The organism is Cellulomonas hominis, assembly GCF_014201095.1.
GTDB lineage: Bacteria > Actinomycetota > Actinomycetes > Actinomycetales > Cellulomonadaceae > Cellulomonas > Cellulomonas hominis.
The window spans coordinates 750,290-770,975 of sequence record NZ_JACHDN010000001.1; the positions used below are offsets into that span (position 1 = coordinate 750,290).

Sequence of the window (20,686 nt, forward strand, 5' to 3'; positions counted from 1 at the left end):
AGGCAAGGCGAACCTGAGCCACGTGATTCTGGGCACAAAGTCCCGGATCGACGCGTCAGGGAGTCGCTTCGGGGGTCGGCGTCGGGGCGACGCTCGCGTCCGACGCAGGACTTTCGTCCTGGGCGGAAGCGTCGGCCAACGCCGGGGCCTGCGCGAACGGCCGGGGCGGGGTGCGCGGGTCTCCCGCGAGGGTGCCCTCGACCTGGACGCCGTCGCCCACCGCGTCCCAGTCGAACTCCTCCGAGGGCGCGCCCCGCAGCGGGTACACGTTCCAGAGCCGGCGGCCGTCCTCGTCCGGCACCGGCACGAAGCTCCAGGCGTCCTCGACGCCCGGCAGGCTCCACTCGCCCCAGCCGCCGTCCGACGTCGTGCGGACCGGACGCCCGCGGTCATCGTAGAGCTGGACGTCGTGCAGCGGGTTGCCCTCGGCGTCGTACGCGAACAGGTTGCTCACCTGCATGCCGTCCACCCAGACGCCGTCCTGCGGGAACGGCACGCCCGACTCGACGTACTCGGGGTAGTACTCGACGACCGGGGCACGCCGGTTCAGCTCGGCGTCGCTCGCGACCGCCACCGCCGGCACGAACAGGACCACCGCCGCCACCGACACCAGCGCCGGCACCCAGCGGACCCGGCGGGGCAGCCACCGCCCCCGCCCCCACTGCACGCTGACGACCATCAGCACCGCGAGCAGCACGACGGTCACCAGGTCCCGCGGCAGCCAGCCCTCGCCCCGGCCCGCGACCAGCACGATCAGCTGGTACGCCACCCAGGCGCGGATCAGCCACCACACGGGACGCAGCGTCACCAGGAACTCCCGCACCGGCGGCCACCACGGCTGCGCGTCGAGGTCGGCGGCCATCCGCCGCCCGCCGGCGTGCACCCGCGCCGCCAGCCGCCGCCCCGCCGCGCGCGGACCCCGAGGACGGGCCGTCGCCGGGGCCGGCTCGGGCAGCCCGGCCGCGAGCCGCAGCTCCCGGGCGTAGTCGCGCGGCTCGCCGAACCGGGCGACCAGGTCGCCGGGGTCCGTGCCCGTCACGACCGTCGGGTCGGCGAGGGCGTCCGCGAGGTCCGCCTCCAGCCCGTCGGTCAGGTCGTCCACCTGGTCCTGGGGCAGACCCGCCAGGTGCGCGCGCACCCGCGCGGCGTACTCCCCGACGTCGGCGACCGGTCCGGTCCCCGGCGCCGCCGCGGCATGGGCGGTCCCGTTCACGCTGCCTCCACCTCGAGCAGGCGCGCCATCGTCCCCGCGAACTCGCGCCAGTCCTTGCGCTGGGCAGCCAGCATGGCCCGGCCCTGCGCGTTGATCCCGTAGTACTTGCGGTGCGGGCCCTCGTCGCTCGGCACCACGTAGGACGTCAGGGCGCCCTGGGAGTACAGGCGCCGGAGCGTCCCGTACACGGAGGCGTCGCCCACCTCGGCGAGCCCGGCGGCCCGCAGCCGGCGGACGACGTCGTAGCCGTACCCGTCCTCCTCGGCCACGACGGCGAGCACCGCGACGTCGAGGACCCCCTTGAGCAGCTGGGTCGTGTCCAACGCGCCTCCCCGGGTGAGCGGCGGCCGCGCCGTGCGACCGGTGCGGTGGTGCGACGCCCCCTGTCCGCCGCACCACCGCCTGCTGGTGCGGGAGGCGACCCTCCTCGACTCCCGCAGGACACACGGTAGTACAGATTGCGCAGTACCGGGCACACCTCGCTAGCGCGGCGTGTCGCGCGCCACCGCGCGCCTGTCCACGCCACCCGCGCCTGTCCCACGCCATTCGCCCGCCGATCCCCACGCCACCCCGCCCGCCGAGTGGAGGTTTCTGGCGAGACACGCCGGCGTGTCCCGCCAGAACCCTCCACTCGCCGCGGAGGGCCGAGCGGCCGGTGCGGGCGCGACGGCGCACAGGCCGAGCGGCCGGCGGGCGCGACGGCGCGCAGGGCCGGCGGGCGCGGCGGCGCGCAGGGCCGAGCGGCGCGCGCTCCGGACGTCAGGCCGTCGGGGCCGCCGTGCGCTCCGCGACGCTCCAGGCGATGCCGTCGAGGATGTCGTGCTCAGACGTGACGACCTCGGTCAGGGCGCCGCCGGCGGCCTGCACCTCCGCGCGGACCCGCTGCACGACCTCCCGCCACACGAGCGCGCCGGCGCCGATCACGTCGACCCGGCCGGGGTGCATGAAGCCGAGCGCCGCGCGGGAGGCCCGGTCGCGCGCGAGCAGGTCGTCGCACGCCGCCACGACCGCGTCGACGCCGAGCACCGAGCCGTCGATCGCGGCCGGCTCGTACGCGGGCAGCCCGAGCGCGTGCGCGGTCACGGTGGTCACCGAGCCGGCCAGCCCGACGAGCGTCGCCGTGCGCCCGAACGGCACGTGCTGCGCGGCCACGTCGAGCGCCGCCCGGACGTCGGCCTCCGCGGCGGCGACCTCGGCCGCCGTCGGCGGGTCGGACTGCAGGTGCCGCTCGGTGATCCGGACGCAGCCGACGTCCATCGAGTACGCGGCCTCCGGGGTGCGCTCGCCGAGCACGACCTCGGTGGAGCCGCCGCCCAGGTCCACGACCAGGTACGGGCCGGGGTGCCGGGAGCCGAGCACGCCCGTCGCCCCGCGGAACGACAGCGCGGCCTCCTCGACGCCGCCGATCACCTCGGGCTCGACCCCGAGCGCCTCGCGGACGCCCGCCACGAACTCGTCGCGGTTCTCGGCGTCCCGCGACGCGCTGGTCGCGACGAAGCGCACGGCCTCGACGCCGAGGTCGGCGCAGACCTGCGCGTACCGGCGGGTGGCGTCCAGGGTCCGCGCGAGCGCCTCGGGGGCGATCCGGCCGGTGCGGTCGACGCCCTGGCCGAGCCGCACGACCTCCATGCGCCGGTCCAGGTCCGTCAGGGTCCCCGCGGCGGGGTCGACGTCGGCCACCAGGAGCCGGATGGAGTTGGTCCCGCAGTCGATGGCAGCCACACGCGTCACGCGGGCCATCCTCCCATCCCGGGCGACCGCGACGCGCGCCGGGTCAGCAGGTGCAGCGGTCCGGGCGCCAGGCGTCCCGGAGGCGCAGCAGCACGTCGTCCCCGACGGGGTTCACGCCCGGGCCGGCGGCCAGCGCGTGGCCCACGACGACGTGCAGGCACTTCACCCGCGTCGGCATCCCGCCGGCCGAGATGCCCGCGATCTCCGGGACCTCCCCGAGCTCGGCGCGGTCCGCGAGGTACGCCCGGTGCGCGCGCTCGTACGCCGCCGCGAGCTCCGGCTCGGCCTGCACGCGCGCGGTCAGCTCCTTCATCAGGCCGGTGGCCTCGAGCGTGCTCACGGCACCGACGGCCGGTGGGCAGGTGAGGTAGTACGTCGTCGGGAACGGGGTGCCGTCGTCGAGCCGCGGGGCGGTCCGCACCACCAGCGGGCGGCCGCACACGCAGCGCGCCGCGACGCCGACCACGCCGCGCGCGGGCCGGCCGAGCTGCTCGCGGAGCACCGTCAGGTCGGCCTCGGTGACCTCCGGCGCGTCGTGCCGGGCGCGCGGCACCTCGGCCGGGTCGGGCAGGGCGGGTCCGGGCAGGTCGGTCACGGTGGTCCTCGGGGATCGGTGGGTGCGCGGGTCGGCGGATCGGCGTCAGGGCGTCGGCGCCGAGGGCTCCCCCGCGGGCTCGGTGGCCCCGGTGCCGTCCTCCGGCGCCGTCCCATTGTCCCCCGTCGCGGCCGGGCCCTCGGACGTGCCGGTCCCGGCGACCCCCGCGATCTGCACGGAGTCCCACACCCGGGCGTACCAGGGCCGGGTCGGGTCGTCGGCCTCCCCGCTGACCGGGCCGGCCGCCTCGTCCTCCGGGGCGGCGTCCGGGGGCACGACCTCCGGGTCGGCCACGCGCAGCGCCCGCTCCCCCGGCATGACGAACGCCAGCCGCGACCGCGCCTGCGCCTCGACGTAGGCGGGGTCGGACCAGCGGTCCAGCTCGGCCTGCAGGTCCTCGTTGCGCGCCTCGGCCCGCGACACCTCGGCGCGGAGCTGCTCGAGCTGCACCTGCTGGTCCAGGTACTGCCGCAGGGTCGGGAACACCAGGACGAACGCGATCGACAGCACGATGAGCATCACGAGCGCCCGCACCGTGAACAGCCGCGGCAGCCGCTGCTGCACCGTCTCGGTGCCCGTGGCGCGCCGGCCGCCGGAGCCCCGGCCGCCCGGCCTGGTGCCACCCGGGCGGGACGTGGCGGGGCGGGGCGGGGCCGACGGCGTCGCCCGGGCCCGCGACGTCGCGGGGCGCGGCGCGGCGGGGCGCGGGACCGACTGCTGCGGGACGCCGGCGCCGGGACGCGGGGCAGGGTCGCCGGACGCGCGGGTGGCGGGCTGGGCACCGGCCGGCGGGCGGGTGGCGGGCGCGGCGGTGCGGGGCGACGCCTCGCCGGCGGGGGCGGTCGCGGGCGCCCCGGGACGCGCAGCCGGGTCGCCGGAGCGGCGGGTCGCGGGGGCCGGCGTCCCCGTCCGGCGCGTCGGCGCGGGCGAGCGCGGGACGCCCGTCGTGCGCGGGGCGGACCGGGGGGCCGGGGGCCGCTGCGGGTCGTCGGGCGCGGCACCCGAGCGGGGCGCGGCGGGACGACGGGCGGGCGGCATGGCTCGATTGTGCCCCGCGCGGGGCCTCCGGACCCGCAGGACGACCGGCCGTGTCCGCCGACGCGCACACGATCCGCACACGCGCGCAGCAGCCACGGCGCCGGCGCCCGGACGCGCCGGAGGCCGGCGACCCCGCGTGGGGTCGCCGGCCTCCGGTCGAGAGCCTGAGGGCTCAGGCCTTCCAGCGCGGGAAGGCCGTCGCGCCGGCGTAACGGCCGGCGTCGTCCAGCTCCTCCTCGATGCGGAGCAGCTGGTTGTACTTGTTGATGCGCTCGCCACGGGCCGGCGCACCGGTCTTGATCTGGCCGGCGTTGGTCGCGACGGACAGGTCGGCGATCGTGACGTCCTCGGTCTCGCCGGAGCGGTGCGAGGTCATCGTGGTGAAGCCGTTCCGCTGCGCCAGGGTCACGGCGTCCAGCGTCTCGGTCAGGGTGCCGATCTGGTTGAGCTTGACCAGCAGGGAGTTCGCGGCCTTGAGCTCGATGCCCTTGGCCAGGCGCTCCGGGTTGGTGACGAACAGGTCGTCGCCGACGATCTGGACCTTGTCGCCGATCTTGCCGACGAGCTCGGACCAGGTGCCCCACTCGTCCTCGGACAGCGGGTCCTCGATGGAGACCAGCGGGTAGTCCGCGACGAGCTGCTCGTAGAACGCGACCATCTCGGCGGGGGTCTTCGCGACGCCCTCGAACTGGTAGGCGCCGTCCTTGAAGAACTCGGTGGCGGCGACGTCGAGCGCGAGCGCGACGTCCTTGCCCGGGACGAAGCCGGCCTTCTCGATCGCGACGAGGATGAGGTCCAGCGCGGCGCGGTTCGACTCGAGGTTCGGCGCGAAGCCGCCCTCGTCGCCGAGACCCGTCGACAGGCCCTTGCTCTTCAGCACGGACTTGAGGGAGTGGTAGACCTCGGCGCCGGTGCGCAGGGCCTCGCGGAAGGTCGGGGCGCCGATCGGGGCGACCATGAACTCCTGGATGTCCACGTTGGAGTCCGCGTGCGACCCGCCGTTGAGGATGTTCATCATCGGCACGGGCAGGACGTGGGCGTTCGGGCCGCCCACGTAGCGGAACAGCGGCAGGTCGGCCGAGTCGGCCGCGGCCTTCGCGACGGCCAGCGAGACGCCGAGGATGGCGTTGGCGCCGAGCTTGCCCTTGTTCGGGGTGCCGTCGAGGTCGATCAGGGCCTGGTCCACCAGGCGCTGCTCGGACGCCTCGAAGCCGATGAGCTCCGGGGCGATCTCGTCGATCACGGCGTTGACGGCGTTCTCGACGCCCTTGCCCAGGTACCGCGACTTGTCGCCGTCCCGGCGCTCGACGGCCTCGAAGGCACCGGTCGAGGCACCCGAGGGCACGCCGGCACGGGCGATCGTGCCGTCGTCGAGCGCGACCTCGACCTCGACAGTGGGGTTGCCGCGCGAGTCAAGGATCTCGCGGGCGCCGACGGCCTCGATGCTGGCCATGGTGCTCCTTCGACGAATGCGGTGGTTTGCGACCTCAGCCTAGTGCCGTCCGCCGCGAACGGCGGTGGGACCTTTGGCAAGGGCTCGGTGAACCGCGCCCGACGCGCCGACGACGCGGCCTCCCTGACCGCCGGGCGGGCGGTGCGGGAGGCCGCGTCGTGCGAGGTCGGGGCGGGGTCGGGCAGGTCAGAGCGCGGCGACGATGCGCTCCACCTGGTCCTTCGCGTCGCCGAACAGCATCGCGGTGTTCTCGCGGAAGAACAGCGGGTTCTGCACGCCGGCGTACCCCGTGGCCATCGACCGCTTGAACACGACGACCTGCTTGGCGTGCCAGACCTCGAGCACCGGCATCCCGGCGATCGGCGAGCCCGGGTCCTCGAGTGCGGCCGGGTTGACCGTGTCGTTCGCGCCGATGACGAGCACGACGTCGGTGTCCGCCAGGTCGTCGTTGATCTCGTCCATCTCGAGGACGATGTCGTACGGCACCTTGGCCTCGGCGAGCAGCACGTTCATGTGCCCGGGCAGGCGGCCGGCGACCGGGTGCACGCCGAACTTCACGTCCACGCCGGCGGCCCGCAGCCGCGCCACCAGGTCGGCGACGGGGTACTGGGCCTTGGCGACCGCCATGCCGTAGCCGGGGGTGATGACGACCGAGCCGGCGTTCTTGAGCAGCTCGGCGACCTCGGCGGCCTGGACCTCGCGGTGCTCCCCGTAGTCCTGGGCCGTGGCGCTGACGGTCCCGCCCTCGGCGCCGAAGCCGCCGAGGATCACGCTGATGAACGACCGGTTCATCGCGCGGCACATGATGTACGACAGGATCGCACCGGAGGACCCGACGAGGGCGCCGGTGACGATGAGCAGGTTGTTGCTCAGCATGAAGCCCGCGGCCGCCGCGGCCCACCCGGAGTACGAGTTGAGCATCGACACGACGACGGGCATGTCTCCGCCGCCGATCGCGGCCACGAGGTGCCAGCCGAGCGCGAGCGAGACGACGGTCATGATCGCCAGCGGGACCAGGGACGGGCTCGCGATGAACCAGCCCATCAGGCCCGCGGACACCACGAGGGCGCCGAGGTTCAGCCAGTTCCGGCCGGGCAGCGTGAGCGGCGCCGACTTCATCTTCGCGGAGAGCTTGAGGTACGCGACGATCGAGCCGGTGAACGTCACCGCGCCGATGAGCACGCCGAGGAAGACCTCGACCAGGTGCACCGCGTCCGCGTGCGTCTCGGTCAGGTAGGAGTTGAAGCCGACGAGCACGGCCGCGATGCCGACGAACGAGTGCAGCATCGCGATCATCTCGGGCATCTGCGTCATCTCGACGCTGCGCGCCCGCCAGGTGCCGACGGCGATGCCGATGACGAGCACCAGCGCGATGAGCAGGAGCGTGACCAGCGGGCTGCGCTCGGACTCGTCGAGGCTGAGCACCACGGTGGCGGCGAGGGCGAGGCCCATGCCGACCATGCCGAGCAGGTTGCCCCGGCGGGCGGTCTCCTGCTTGGACAGCCCCGCGAGGCTCAGGACGAACAGGACGGCGGCGACGAGGTACACGCCCTGGACAGCGGAGGTGAGCATCTCAGGCCTCCTCCTTCCGGAACATCCCGATCATCCGGTAGGCCACGAGGAAGCCACCGAAGATGTTGATGGAGGCGACCGCGGCCGCCGCGAACGCGAGTGCCGACACGACCCAGCTGTCGCTGCCGATCTGCAGCAGGGCGCCGACCAGGATGATCCCGGAGATGGCGTTGGTCTGGGCCATCAGCGGGGTGTGCAGCGAGTGGCTGACGTTCGAGATGACGTAGTACCCGACGAACACCGCGAGCACGAACACCGTGAAGTGCCCGAGGAACGCGGCCGGCGAGAACGTGATCGCCAGGGCGAGCAGGACGGCGCCGAGCGCGAGCCCGACCATCTGCCGCTGGCCCTTGCGCGCCGCGGCCTCGCGGGCGAGCCGGGCCTTCTCGGCCGGGTCGACCGGGGCCACGGCGGGCGCGGCGTCGGCGGCCGGCGCGGCGGAGACCTGCACGGGCGGCGGCGGCCACATCACCTCCCCGGCCCGGGTCACGGTCATGCCGCGCTGCACCACGTCGTCGAGGTCGAGGACGAGCGCCCCGTCCTTGCCGGGGGTCAGCAGCTTGAGCAGGTTGACCACGTTCGTGCCGAACAGCTGCGACGTGTGCCGCGCCATCCGGCTGGTGAGGTCGGTGTACCCGAGGATCGTCACGCCGTTGTCGGTGACGACCTTCTCGCCCGGGACGGTCAGCTCGCAGTTGCCGCCGCCGGACGCCGCCAGGTCGACGATCACGCTGCCGGGCCGCATCGCGGCGACCATCTCGGCGCTGATCGTGCGGGGCGCGGTGCCGCGGACCAGGGCGGTCGTGACGACGATGTCCGCCTTGGCCGTCTCGGCCGCGTACATCTCCGCGGTCAGGCGCTCCTGCTCCGCGGTCAGCGCGCTCGCGTACCCGTCCGAGCTGACCTCCTGCTGGGCGGCCTGCGCCTGGACGAAGGACGCGCCCATCGACTCGATCTGCTCGCCGACCTCCGGCCGCACGTCGTACGCCCGGACCTGCGCGCCGAGGCTGCCGGCCGCGCCGATGGCCGCGAGGCCCGCGACGCCGGCGCCGATCACGAACACCGTGGCGGGCGGGGTCTTGCCTGCGGCCGTCACCTGGCCGGTGAACATGCCGCCGAACTCCTCGGCCGCCTCGATGACGGCGCGGTAGCCCGCGACGTTCGACATCGTGCTGAGCACGTCGAGGGCCTGCGCGCGGGAGATGCGCGGCACGGCGTCGAGGGCCAGCGCCGAGACGCCGCGGGCCGCGAGGGCCTCGACGAGCTCGGGGTGCGCGGCCGGGGCCATCATCGACACCACCGTGGCGCCCGGCGTGAGCGCCGCGATCTCGGCCTCCCCCGGCGCGTTCACCGCGGTGACGACGTCGCTGGCCCACACCTCGGCCGTGTCGGCGAGCGCCGCACCCGCCTCGGCGTAGGCCGCGTCCGGGAAGCTCGCCGCGGCACCCGCGCCGTGCTCGACGACCACCTCGTACCCCAGCTTCGCGAGCTGGGCGACGGTGGCCGGCGTCGCGGCGACCAGGCGCTCGCCGGGCCGGCTCTCCTTCGGGACGCCGATCCTCATCGACCCCTCCTCATCGGTTCGTGCGCGCCCGCGGGGCGCGAGACGGGCCGCGGGCGGACCGCGGCCGCGCCCATCCTGCCCAGTCTGCGCGCCGACCGGGCCGGACCTTTGGCCCAGCAAGCGCTTTCCCGCTGGCAGACGGGGCGGCCGGCGCCGCGCGGCGGGTCAGGCGTCCGGGGCGGCCGCGCGCTCCGCGGCGCGCAGGTCGGTCTCCCACGCGGCCGCGGCGCGGCGGAGCTCGCCCTCGGCGTCCAGGCCGGACGCCCGCGCCTCGAGCACCAGGGCCAGCAGGCGCTCGCCGAGGGCGTCGCCCGCCGGCGCGGAGACGTCGAGCCCGGCGCGGGCGGCGCGGGATGCGACCTTCTGCGCCCGGGCCAGCGCCCCGAGCGCCAGCGGGACGCCGTCGAGCACGGACTCCCGCTGCTTCTCGGTGCGCTTGATCTGCTCCCACTGCCGGTGCACGCCGTCGGCGTCGGTGACCCGGGCGTCGGCGAACACGTGCGGGTGGCGCCGGACCAGCTTCGCGACGAGATCCGTGGCGACGTCGTCGACGTCGAACGGGTCGTCGGGGTGCTCCTGCGCGATGCGGGCGTGGAACACCACCTGGAGCAGCAGGTCCCCGAGCTCCTCGCGGAGGTTGGCGCGGTCGTCGTGCTCGACGGCCTCGGCGACCTCGTACGCCTCCTCCAGCGTGTACGGGACGAGGCTGGCGTGCGTCTGCTCGGCGTCCCAGGGGCAGCCGCCGGGCGAGCGCAGCCGGTCCATGACCGCGACGAGCCGGCGCAGCGGGTCGCCGGCGGCGCCCGGGTCGGTCACGAGCCCTCGGTCGCGGCGGTGACGAGCCAGGGGTAGCTGGTCGGGCCGGGGACGTTGCCCTCGCCGACTGTGCCGAACCGCGGGTTCACGGTGACGTCCGCGGCGGCGAGGTCCTCGGAGACGGCCTGCTGGATGTCGGCGCCCTGGTCGGACTGCTGCAGCGCGGAGGACTCCAGGGCGTACCGGGCGACGGACACGGACGCGCCGGACAGGTCGCCGGCGAGCTCGACGCCCTGCTGCTCGGCCTGCGCCTGCAGCGCCTCGACGGCCTGCTCGTCGGACACCCCGATGCCGGCGTCGGACGCGTGCGCGCTGATCAGCGGCTCGACCAGGAGCACCGTCACGACGGCCGAGGACGTCAGGCCCGGGAAGACCCCGGACAGCTCGCGCGTAGCGCGGTCGACGTCGGTGGTCCGGATGACCCGGCCGTCCACGACCGCCGCGGCCCCGGGCTGTCCGCCGCTGCACGCCGCCAGGCTGCCCGCGAGCGCCACCGCCCCGAGGACGGCCACCACCCGCCGGTTCGACTTCCGCGTCACCGCACGCTCACCCACGCCTTCTCGACCTCGTCGCCTTCGGACCCGGACATCGTAGGACCCCGCGCGGCCGTCCCCGCGCCGCTCAGCGCGCCGCGCCGGTGCCGACCGACGCCGCGGCCGCGACGTCGCCGAGCAGCACGGCGTCGATCAGCTCGCGCGCCCACGCCAGGACCGCCTCCCCGTGCAGGGGCTTGCCGCCGATCCGGGCCGTCGTCGGGAAGGGCACGAGCACGGTGCGCAGGGCGGGCTTGAGCACGGAGCCGGGGTAGAGGCGCTTGAGCCGGAGCTGCGCGGACTCGGGCAGCTCGACCGGCGCGAACCGCACGAACTTGCCCTGCGCGGTGACGTCGGACAGCGAGGCCTTCCGGGCGTGCAGCCGGAACCGGGCGACCGCGAACAGGTTCGCGACCGCCTCCGGGATCGGCCCGTACCGGTCGACGAGCTCCTCCGAGATCTCGGTGAGCGCCGCCTCGTCGGCCGCGGCGGCGAGCTTGCGGTACGCCTCCAGCCGCAGCCGCTCGTGCGCGATGTAGTCGTGCGGGATGTGCGCGTCGACGGGGAGCTCGACGGTGACGTCCGGCAGCTCCTCGGGCTGGTCGCCGCGGTAGGACGCCACGGCCTCCCCCACCATGCGGATGTACAGGTCGAACCCGACGCCCTCGATGTGCCCGGACTGCTCGCCGCCGAGCATGTTGCCGGCGCCGCGGATCTCGAGGTCCTTCATCGCGACGGCCATGCCGGCGCCGAGGTCGGTGTTCGCCGCGATGGTCTGGAGCCGGTCGTGCGCGGTCTCGGTGAGCGGCTTCTCCGGCGGGTACAGGAAGTACGCGTACGCCCGCTCCCGCCCGCGGCCGACGCGCCCGCGGAGCTGGTGCAGCTGGGACAGCCCGAGCCGGTCGGCGCGCTCGAGGATGAGGGTGTTCGCGTTCGAGATGTCCAGGCCGGTCTCGACGATCGTCGTGCAGACGAGGACGTCGAACCGCTTCTCCCAGAAGTCGACGATCACCTGCTCGAGCTGGTGCTCGTTCATCTTGCCGTGGGCCACCGCGATCCGGGCCTCGGGGACGAGCTCGTTCAGCCGGGACGCGGTGCGCTCGATCGACTCGACCTTGTTGTGCACGTAGAACACCTGGCCCTCGCGCAGCAGCTCGCGGCGGATGGCGGCGGAGATCTGCTTCTCCTCCCACGCGCCGACGAACGTCAGCACGGGGTGCCGCTCCTCCGGCGGGGTGGCCAGCGTCGACATCTCGCGGATGCCGGTGACCGCCATCTCGAGCGTGCGCGGGATCGGGGTCGCGGACATCGCGAGCACGTCGACGTTCGTGCGCAGGGCCTTGAGCGTCTCCTTGTGCTCGACGCCGAACCGCTGCTCCTCGTCGATGATGACCAGGCCCAGGTCCTTGAACCGGATCTCGCCGGTGATGAGCCGGTGCGTGCCGATGACGACGTCGACCGACCCGTCGCGCAGCCCGTCGACGACCGCCTCCGACTCGGCCTTCGTCTGGAACCGGGACAGCGCCTTGACCGTGACCGGGAAGCCGGCGTACCGCTCCGTGAACGTGTCGAGGTGCTGCTGGACGAGCAGGGTGGTCGGCACGAGCACGGCCACCTGCTTGCCGTCCTGCACCGCCTTGAACGCCGCGCGCACCGCGATCTCGGTCTTGCCGTAGCCGACGTCGCCGCAGATCAGCCGGTCCATGGGGATCGGCCTCTCCATGTCCTGCTTGACCTCGTCGATCGTGGCGAGCTGGTCCGGCGTCTCGACGTAGGCGAAGGCGTCCTCGAGCTCGCGCTGCCACGGGGTGTCCGGGGAGAACGCGTGCCCGGAGGTCGCCATCCGGGCGCTGTACAGCCGGATGAGCTCGCCGGCGATCTCCTTGACCGCCTTGCGGGCGCGGCCCTTGGTCTTCGCCCAGTCGGAGCCGCCCATCTTGTTCAGGCTCGGGGCCTCGCCGCCGACGTACTTCGTGACCTGGTCGAGCTGGTCGGTCGGCACGAACAGACGATCACCCGGCTGGCCGCGCTTCGACGAGGCGTACTCGATGACCATGTACTCGCGGGTGGCCGCGGCCGCGCCGGAGCCGATGGTCCGGGACACGAGCTCGACGAACCGGCCGACGCCGTGCTGCTCGTGCACGACGAAGTCCCCGGGGCGCAGCTGCAGCGGGTCGACGACGTTGCGCCGGCGGCTGGGCATCTTCCGCATGTCCCGGGTGGAGGACCCGGGGCGGCCGGTGAGGTCGGTCTCGGAGAACACGGCGACCCGCAGGTCCTCGGCGACGAAGCCCGGACCGACCTGCGCGGGCGTGACGTGGACGACGCCGGGGTCGATCTCGTCCGGCAGCGCCGGCACCAGGCGCGCGGGCACGTCCGCGGCGCGCAGCTGCTCGGCCATGCGCTGCGCGGGGCCGTGGCCCTCGGTGGCGAGCAGCAGCCGCCAGCCGTCCTGCTGCAGCCGGCGGACGTCCGCGACGGCCCGGTCGACCTCGCCGCGGTACCGCTCGACCTCGCGCGCGCCGACGACCAGCGTCTCGACGCCGTCGCCCCCGCGGAGCTCGTCGGCCCCCGGCTCGCCCTCGACCGCGTCGGCGTCCAGCGTGAACGGCGACAGCGTCCACCAGCCCAGGCCGCGCACGGCAGCGAGCGCCCGCACCTCGGCGAACGAGGCGAACGACGCGGCGGACAGGTCCAGCGGGGTGGCCGCGCCCGCGGCGGCGGACGTCCAGGCGGCCTGGAGGAACTCCTCGGTGGTCGCGACGAGGTCGTGCGCCCGGCGCCGGACCCGCTCGGGGTCGGCGAGCACCAGCAGCGCGTCGTCCGGCACCAGGTCCAGCACCGGCACCATGCGCTCGACCAGCGCGGGGGCGAGGGACTCCATGCCCTCGACCGCGATGCCCTGCGCGAGCTTGTCGAGCATGTCGACGGCCCCGGGCAGCCGCTCGACCAGGGACGCGGCGCGCTCCCGCACGGCGTCGGTCAGCAGGATCTCCCGGCACGGCGGCGCCCACAGGCCGTGCGTGGCGACCTCGAGGGAGCGCTGGTCGGCGACCGAGAACCAGCGGATCTCCTCGACGTCCTCGCCCCAGAACTCGATGCGGAGCGGGTGGTCCTCGGTGGGCGGGAACACGTCGAGGATGCCGCCGCGGACCGCGAACTCCCCGCGCCGCTCGACCATGTCCACCCGGGAGTACGCGGCGCCGACCAGGCGCTCGGCGACGTCGGTCAGGTCGGCCCGGTCGCCCACGGACAGCGCCACGGGCTCGAGCTCCCCGAGCCCGTCGACCACGGGCTGCAGCAGCGCCCGCACCGGCAGCACCAGCACGCGGACGGGTCCGGCGTGGCTCTGCTCCGGGTCGGGGTGCGCGAGGCGGCGGAACACGGCCAGCCGGCGCGCGACCGTGTCGGACCGGGGAGAGAGCCGCTCGTGCGGCAGCGTCTCCCACGCGGGCAGCACGGCGACGTCGTCGTCGGGCAGGTAGCAGCGCAGCGCGGCGGCGAGCTCGTCCGCGTCGCGGCCGGTGGCGGTGACGACGACGAGGGGCCGGCCGGCGCGGCGGGAACCGGCGGGCGCCGCCGGCACCACGGGCGCGGCACCACCGGTGAGGGCGGCGAGGAGGGGCGGGCGGACGCCGGCCGGGCCGACGACGTCGACCTCGCCCCGGGAGGGGACCAGGTCGACGGCGCGCGCGACGGCGGGGTCGGCGAGCAGGACGGGCAGCAGACCGGCGACGTTCATGGGTTCCTTCCGCCACGGGGGCGCACAGCACGATGACCCCGGATCCGCAGGATCCGGGGTGGGGTCCCACTGTACGAGCGTCCGCCGACACTCAGCCCGTCGGCGGCAGCGCGCCCCACCCGCGGGCCGCCGCGGCGCGGGTGCGCGCCGGCGACCAGAACTGGTGCACGACCCCGCGGTCGCCGGGGGCGACCCCGCCCGCGGCGGCCGGGGCCGGCGGCTCGGCCGGCGGCTCGGCGGGCCGCTCGGCGGGCAGCTCGGGCAGCGTCGTCGGCGGCTGCGCCCCGCGCGCGACGAGGACCCGCGGCTCGGCGGCGCGCGGGGCGCCGGCGCCCCCGGGGGCGTCGCCCGCCGCCGACCGCGGCCGCTCCCGGTCCGGCGCGCGCAGCAGCGCCAGGGACCTCAGGTCGCGGGCGACCGCGGCCCGCGCCGGCAGCAGCCGGTCGAGCGGGGCCCGGCCCGCCCGCGCGGCGGCGAGCGCGGCGGCGTCCCGCAGCAGGCGCAGGCCGGCGGCGGCCGCGGCGGGTGGCCGGTCGCGCAGGTGCCGCTCGACGTAGGCGGCGGTGCGGCCCTGGCCCCGGGCCCGGGCGGCGAGGACGCGCCCGCCCGCCGCGCGCGGGTCGGCGGGCACCTCGACCGGCACCCCCGCGACGGCGTGCGCGCGGAAGCCGGCGCCCACGACGTCCCGCCGGAACACCTCCGCCGCTCCGGGGTAGCGGGCGGTGCCGAGCGCCTCGTCGAACCCGACGGCCTCCAGCACGGCCCGGGTCGCGCCGGCGGAGGCCTCGGGCAGCACGCCGCGCGGCGGCGGGTCCGCGACCAGGCCGAGCAGCGCGGCCGCGGGACCGGTCGCCGGCGCGCCGCCCGGCGGATGCACGGCGCCGGCGACCAGGTCCGCGTGCCCCGAGCGCAGCGGGGCGACGAGGGCGGCGACCCAGCCGGCGGGGACCCGCACGCCCGGGACGGTGAACAGCAGGTACCGCCCCCGCGCCGCGGCGACGCCGACGTTGCGGGCGCGCCCGCCGGCCACGCCCGGTGCCGCCACGACCCGCACGCGGGGGTCGGCGGCGCGCACCGCGCACGGCAGCGCGGCGACGTCCCGCACGACGAGGACGAGCTCGCCGCCGAGGTGGTCGCCCCGCAGCCCGCCGGCCGCGTCCGCGTGCGGCGCGTCGTGCGCCCCGCGCGCCCCGACGTGCGCCCCGCGCGCCGCGTCGTCCAGGCTCGCCAGCAGGCTCCGCACGGACTCCGGCAGCCCGGGCTCGGTGCCGTGCGCGACCACGACCACCGACACGTCGGCGCGGTGCCTCAGCGACCCGGGCACGGCGCACCTCCGGCGGCGGCCGGGCGTCCCGCCCGCGGGGCTGTCACGTCAGTACCGCTCGGGGCCGTAGTCGATCCGGTAGTGCTGCTCGCGCGGCCGCTCCCCGATCGGCTTCGCGGGGACGCCGCCGACGATCGTCCACGGCGGCACGTCCTCGGTCACCACGGCGCCCGCGGCCACGACGGCGCCCTCCCCGATCGTCACGCCGCGCACGACCGTCGACCGGCTGGCCAGCCACGCGCGGTCGCCGATGCTGATCGGACCGAGCCGGCCGGGGAACCCCGGGTCGCGCAGGTCGTGGTCCGCCGTGACCAGCAGCACGTGGCTCGCGATCACGACGTCCCAGCCGATGTCGATGCCGCCGCGCGCGTCCACCTGGCAGAACCGGCCGACGTGGCAGCGCCCGGCGATCCGCAGGTTCCCGGGCTCCAGCACCTCGGAGCTGCCGAACAGGTAGACGTGCTCGCCGAGGTCGGCGCCGAGCGCGCGCAGCGTCCGGATGCGCAGCGCGTTGCTCGGCACGTGCGTCACCACCCGGTTGAACAGCAGCTCGCCGCGTCGTCCCACGTCAGCCGTCCTCCCCGCGGGCCGCGCCCGCGTGCTCGCGGTCCACGCTGCCGCGCAGGCGCGCGGCGACCGCCTCGGGCACGTGGTCGCGGCGCACGACCTCGCGCCCCGCGGCCCCGCGCCGCCGTCGCTCGGCGGGGTCCGCCGCGAGCGCGCGCACCGCCGCGAGCAGGTCCCGTTCCCCCGCGTCGCCGTCGCCGACCACCGCGACGCCCGCCTCGTCGAACAGGTACGCCGCGCCGCGGGAGTCGTTGGTCACCACGGCGCAGCCCTGGCCGAGCGCCGCGACCAGCGGGCCGCTGACCGCGTACGCCCCGCCGCCGCCCCAGCCGTCCCGGCGCCAGCGCACGACGACGGCGGCGCGGGCGAACGCGGCCCGCACCTCGGGCTCCGGCAGGAAGCCGAGCAGCCGGACCCGGCCGGTGGCGCCGCACTCCGCCGCGGCGGCGCGCACCCGGCGCTCGGTCTCCGCCGAGGCCGCGCCGACCGCGACGGTCCAGCCGTCGGGCAGGTCGCCGGCGGCCCGGACCAGCGGCAGCACGTCGGCGGCGTCCGCGACGTACCCGGGCAGCAGCACCTCGGTGCGGCCGTCGACCGGGGCGTCCGTGACCGCGCCGACGTGCGGCACGTGCTGCACGGTGCGGTCGAGCCGGTGGGCGGACTCCAGTGCGCGCGCCCCGGCCGGGGACAGGCACAGCACCCGCTCGGCCCGGCGCAGCAGGTCCCGCTCGGCCCGGCGACCGAGGGTCGCCGACAGCGCCGCGGCGACCCGCCGACCGCCCCGCCGGTCCAGCGCCGTCGTGAAGAACGCGCCGCCGGACAGCTCCGGGACGTCGTGCACCATCAGCCAGACGCGGCGCCCGCGCCGGGCGAGCCACCACGCGGCCCAGAACTCCGCCAGGCCGCGGCCGGCCTGCTCGACGACGGCCACCTCGGCCGGGTCCCGGCGTGCCAGGCGGCGCGCGAGGCGGAGGGCGAGGACGCCGGACTGCGACGCGGCGGGGTCGGGCGGCAGCCGCACCACGTCCACCTCGCCGAGCGCGTCGAGCACCGGGCGGAACGCCTCCGCGTACGCGGCGACGCCGCTCGGGCTCGGGGGGAGCCGCGTCACGTGCACCAGCCGGAGCGGCTCGCGCGCGGTCACCGGCGGCCCCGCACCGCGCGCCGCACCCCGTCGCGCGCGGCGACCGCGGCGCGCTGGACGCCCTCGACGGCGCCGAGGAGCCGGGCGCTGCGCGGGGGGACGTCGCGCGCCAGGACGCCCGCGCGCTCGGCCTCCAGCAGCGAGCCGTACAGGTGCCCGAACGTGTGCAGCGCGGCGACGGCGAACCCCGCCCGGCCGTCGCGCCACGCGCCGCCGAACACGGTGGACCGCAGGAGCTCGCGCAGCAGGGCGACGGGGTCGTCCACCCGGGTGAACCGGCCGGGGTTGTTGGCGGCGTACCGCAGGATCTTCTCGGTCGTCTGCTCGACGGAGCGGAAGTTCAGGTGCGCGATCCCGGGCACGGACGCGGGCGCGTCGATCCCCCGCCCGTCCAGGACCGGCGGCACGTGCGCGAGCGCGGGCTCGGCGTAGTGCGCCCGGCCGCGGCGCAGCAGCGCGTACTTGGCGCTGCCCTGCAGGGAGTGCTCGAGCAGGCGGCCGAACGCGACGTTGTCGTACCGCAGCCGCACGCCGGCGACGTCGGACGGCCCGTCGAGCACCGGCTGGAGCGCGGCGCGGAACCCTGCCGGCAGGTGCTCGTCGGCGTCCACGAACAGCACCCAGTCGGACGTCGCCGCGTCCAGGCCGCGCTGCCGGACCTGCTCGACGACCGGGACGTCCGGCACCGGGACGACGCGGGCGCCGTGCGCGGCGGCCACGGCGACGGTGTCGTCGGTGGAGGCCATGTCGCAGACCAGCACCTCGTCGAAGCCGGCCAGGCGCGGTAGGCAGTCCCGCAGCAGGTCAGCCTCGTCGCGCGAGTACACGACGGCGCTCACGGTGCTCGGGGGGGTCATGGCGACGAGCGTAGGTCGGGGTCCCCCGGACGCGGCACCGCCTTCAGGGTGAATTCGGACGAAAGCCCACATATGGCGCATCTCGGACGGCTAGCCTCGGCTCGCGGACGAGGGGTCCGCACCGCCCGCGACGGCCGCGCTCCACGCGCCGCGCGGGCCCAGGGGAGGAGCACGGATGAGCCACGTCGTGGTCGTCGGCACCGGCATCGTGGGGCTCGCGGTCGCCGCGCGCCTCGCCGCCCGCGGCGACGAGGTCACGGTGCTCGACAAGGAGGACGGCCTCGCCCGGCACCAGACCGGGCGCAACTCCGGCGTCGTGCACTCGGGGCTCTACTACGCCCCCGGCAGTCTCAAGGCCACGATGGCGGCGGCCGGCGCGCGGTCGATGGTCGCGTACGCCCGCTCGCGCGGCGTCGCCGTCGACGTGTGCGGCAAGCTCGTCGTCGCCACCGGACCGGAGGAGCTGCCCGGCCTGCAGAAGCTGGCCGAGCGCGCGGTCGCCAACGGCGTCCCGGCCCGCCGCGTCACCCCGGCCGAGGCCCGCGAGCACGAGCCGCACGTCCGGGCGCTCGCCGCGCTGCGCGTCGACTCCACCGGCATCGTCGACTACCCCGGCGTCTGCCGGGCCCTGGCCGCGGACGTCACGGCTGCCGGCGGGCGGATCGTGCTGGGCGAGGAGCTGCTCGCCGCGCGCACCGTCGCCGACGCGCCCGGGACCCGCGGCCGCGTCGAGGTGCGCACCGACAAGGCCGACCGGGAGGCCGACGCGCTCGTGGTGTGCGCGGGCCTGCACGCCGACCGCGTCGCGCGGGCGTGCGGCCTGGAGCCCGAGGCCCGGATCGTGCCGTTCCGCGGCGAGTACTACGAGCTGACCCCCGAGGCCGGGGACCAGGTCCGCGGCCTGATCTACCCGGTGCCGGACCCGCGGTTCCCCTTCCTCGGCGTGCACCTCACCCGCGGGATCGAGGGGCACGTGCACGCCGGCCCGAACGCCGTGCTCGCCCTCGCCCGGGAGGGCTACACGTGGCGGGACGTCTCGCCGCGCGACCTGGCGGACTCCCTCGCCTGGCCGGGGCTGTGGCGGCTCGCCGCCCGCAACGTCGTCCCCGGCGCCGCCGAGGTGGGACGCTCGCTGTCCACCCGCGCGTTCGCCCGCAGCCTCGCGCGCCTCGTGCCCGGCATCACCGCGTCCGACCTGGTGCCCGCCCCGTCCGGGGTGCGCGCGCAGGCCCTGCGCCGCGACGGCGGCCTGGTCGACGACTTCCTCGTCCAGACGGCGGGCCGCCAGGTCCACGTCCTCAACGCGCCCTCCCCCGCGGCCACCGCGTCGCTCGAGATCGCGCGGCACATCGTCGAGCGGCTCGACGCCGCACTGCCCCTGGAGCACGCGGCCTGAGCCGGAGGGAACCACCATGCGGATCGCCCTGATCGTCAAGCATCCGGTCCTCCCCGAGGTCACCGCCGGCGGCATCCTGGACCTGCACCACCTGGCCCGCGAGCTCGCCCGCGAGGGGCACCGGCCCGAGGTGGTCGCCACGAAGTACGGCGGCCGCCGGCTGCTGCCCCACCGGCTGCTCCAGCGCGTGCGCCCCGGTCGCCCCACGGTCTGGCGGGACGTCGTCAACGGCTACCCGACCAGCCGGTACGGCGACTGGGCCCTGCACACGGGCGTCCTCCAGCGGCTCGACCGCGGCGACTGGGACGTCGTCGCACTCCAGGACGTCGCGACCTTCGACCTCATCGACGCGGTGCACCGGCGCCGCGTGCCGCTGCTCATCCGGATCGTCGCGGTGCAGGAGGTCGACGCGCTCGAGCGCCGCGCCGCCGCCGACCCCGCCTTCGCGGCGGTGCTGCGCGACCCCGCCGTGCGGGTGATCAGCAACTCCCAGTACGTCGCCGGGCGCGTCCGCGGGCAGCTCGGCCTGGACACCCCGGTCGTGTACCCGCCGATCGACCTGGACGAGTGCCGCAGCGCCGTCCACGAGCCGACCGACGTCACGATGGTGAACCCGCGCGACGTCAAGGGCATCGACACCACGCTCGCCGTGGCCGCGCTGCTGCCGCACCGGCAGTTCCTGCTCCAGGAGGCCTGGGCGCTCGACCCCGCGGAGCGCGCCGCCCTGCTCGACCGGCTGCGCGCCCTCCCGAACGTGCGGCTGTCGCCGGTCGCCGCCAGCGTCGCCGACGTCTACCGGCGCACCGCCGTGCTGCTCGTGCCCTCGCGGGTGGTCGAGACGTTCGGGCGGGTGGCGCTCGAGGGCGCGGCGAACGGGATCCCGGTCGTCGCCACCCGCGCGGGCGGGCTGCCCGAGGCCGTCGGCGCCGGCGGGGTGCTCGTGGACCCCGCCGCTCCGGCCTCCGCGTGGGCCGAGGCGGTCGAGGGGCTGCTCGCCGACCCCGGGCGGCGCGCGGCGGTCGGGGCGGCCGGCGTCGTGCACGCGGCGGAGCCGGCGTTCGACCAGCGCGCGGTGGCGGCGGAGATCGTCCGGATCGCGGAGCAGGCGTCGAGCGGGGAGCAGCTCGCGGCCTGACGCCCC

At 76.3% G+C, this 20,686-nt stretch carries 17 protein-coding genes; 2 read left to right on the forward strand and 15 right to left on the reverse strand.

Going from position 1 to position 20,686, the window contains the following annotated elements:
- Positions 1 to 55: 55 nt before the first annotated feature.
- The 15 genes from HNR08_RS03565 to HNR08_RS03635 all read right to left on the reverse strand — a co-directional run bounded on the left by HNR08_RS03565 (position 56) and on the right by HNR08_RS03635 (position 18,149).
- On the reverse strand, positions 56 to 1,213 hold the full coding sequence (locus HNR08_RS03565; protein ID WP_146834276.1) for an HAAS signaling domain-containing protein: 1,158 nt from the start codon (positions 1,211 to 1,213) through the stop codon (positions 56 to 58).
- Positions 1,210 to 1,536 (reverse strand): PadR family transcriptional regulator, encoded by a 327-nt coding sequence (locus HNR08_RS03570; protein ID WP_146834279.1) that lies wholly within the window; start codon positions 1,534 to 1,536, stop codon positions 1,210 to 1,212. Before HNR08_RS03570 ends, HNR08_RS03565 begins: the two co-directional genes overlap by 4 nt.
- A 436-nt stretch (positions 1,537 to 1,972) precedes the next feature.
- Positions 1,973 to 2,944 (reverse strand): Ppx/GppA phosphatase family protein, encoded by a 972-nt coding sequence (locus HNR08_RS03575; protein ID WP_146834282.1) that lies wholly within the window; start codon positions 2,942 to 2,944, stop codon positions 1,973 to 1,975.
- A 43-nt stretch (positions 2,945 to 2,987) separates the two neighbouring features.
- A complete protein-coding gene (locus HNR08_RS03580; RefSeq protein WP_371862360.1) occupies positions 2,988 to 3,530 on the reverse strand; it encodes a DUF501 domain-containing protein in 543 nt (180 codons plus the stop codon).
- Positions 3,531 to 3,584: 54 nt separating this feature from the next.
- Positions 3,585 to 4,577: a septum formation initiator family protein gene (locus HNR08_RS22200; protein ID WP_276509345.1), complete on the reverse strand. Its 993-nt coding sequence runs from the start codon at positions 4,575 to 4,577 to the stop codon at positions 3,585 to 3,587.
- Positions 4,578 to 4,749: 172 nt separating this feature from the next.
- Entirely contained in the window at positions 4,750 to 6,030 is a 1,281-nt protein-coding gene (gene eno / locus HNR08_RS03590) for a phosphopyruvate hydratase (protein ID WP_146834285.1), read from the reverse strand.
- 186 nt (positions 6,031 to 6,216) lie between these two features.
- Complete coding sequence (pntB, locus tag HNR08_RS03595) at positions 6,217 to 7,602, reverse strand: Re/Si-specific NAD(P)(+) transhydrogenase subunit beta (protein WP_146834289.1); 1,386 nt, start codon at positions 7,600 to 7,602, stop codon at positions 6,217 to 6,219.
- Position 7,603: 1 nt separating this feature from the next.
- On the reverse strand, positions 7,604 to 9,166 hold the full coding sequence (locus tag HNR08_RS03600) for a Re/Si-specific NAD(P)(+) transhydrogenase subunit alpha (protein WP_146834292.1): 1,563 nt from the start codon (positions 9,164 to 9,166) through the stop codon (positions 7,604 to 7,606).
- Positions 9,167 to 9,331: 165 nt separating this feature from the next.
- Entirely contained in the window at positions 9,332 to 9,982 is a 651-nt protein-coding gene (locus HNR08_RS03605; protein WP_246802946.1) for a nucleoside triphosphate pyrophosphohydrolase, read from the reverse strand.
- Entirely contained in the window at positions 9,979 to 10,521 is a 543-nt protein-coding gene (locus HNR08_RS03610) for a SurA N-terminal domain-containing protein (RefSeq protein WP_221286305.1), read from the reverse strand. The genes HNR08_RS03605 and HNR08_RS03610 overlap by 4 nt, the downstream gene beginning before the upstream one ends.
- An 82-nt stretch (positions 10,522 to 10,603) precedes the next feature.
- Positions 10,604 to 14,257: a transcription-repair coupling factor gene (gene mfd / locus HNR08_RS03615; protein WP_146834298.1), complete on the reverse strand. Its 3,654-nt coding sequence runs from the start codon at positions 14,255 to 14,257 to the stop codon at positions 10,604 to 10,606.
- A 91-nt stretch (positions 14,258 to 14,348) separates the two neighbouring features.
- The gene (locus tag HNR08_RS03620) at positions 14,349 to 15,581 is read right to left on the reverse strand and encodes a glycosyltransferase family protein (RefSeq protein ID WP_146834301.1); all 1,233 of its coding nucleotides are present in this window, start codon (positions 15,579 to 15,581) and stop codon (positions 14,349 to 14,351) included.
- A gap of 48 nt (positions 15,582 to 15,629) precedes the next feature.
- Positions 15,630 to 16,148 carry an acyltransferase gene (locus tag HNR08_RS03625; RefSeq protein WP_146834304.1) on the reverse strand — a complete coding sequence of 173 codons (519 nt, stop codon included), beginning with the start codon at positions 16,146 to 16,148 and terminating at the stop codon, positions 15,630 to 15,632.
- Position 16,149: 1 nt separating this feature from the next.
- Positions 16,150 to 17,292, reverse strand: a complete 1,143-nt coding sequence (locus HNR08_RS03630) for a glycosyltransferase family protein (RefSeq protein WP_146834307.1) — start codon at positions 17,290 to 17,292, stop codon at positions 16,150 to 16,152.
- The gene (locus tag HNR08_RS03635) at positions 17,289 to 18,149 is read right to left on the reverse strand and encodes a glycosyltransferase (protein WP_183834783.1); all 861 of its coding nucleotides are present in this window, start codon (positions 18,147 to 18,149) and stop codon (positions 17,289 to 17,291) included. Before HNR08_RS03635 ends, HNR08_RS03630 begins: the two co-directional genes overlap by 4 nt.
- A gap of 175 nt (positions 18,150 to 18,324) precedes the next feature.
- On the opposite strand from HNR08_RS03635, the gene lhgO reads away from it, so the two are divergent.
- Positions 18,325 to 19,545 carry an L-2-hydroxyglutarate oxidase gene (gene lhgO / locus HNR08_RS03640; RefSeq protein ID WP_146834313.1) on the forward strand — a complete coding sequence of 407 codons (1,221 nt, stop codon included), beginning with the start codon at positions 18,325 to 18,327 and terminating at the stop codon, positions 19,543 to 19,545.
- Positions 19,546 to 19,561: 16 nt separating this feature from the next.
- Complete coding sequence (locus HNR08_RS03645) at positions 19,562 to 20,680, forward strand: glycosyltransferase family 4 protein (RefSeq protein WP_146834316.1); 1,119 nt, start codon at positions 19,562 to 19,564, stop codon at positions 20,678 to 20,680.
- The last annotated feature ends 6 nt before the right edge of the window (positions 20,681 to 20,686 follow it).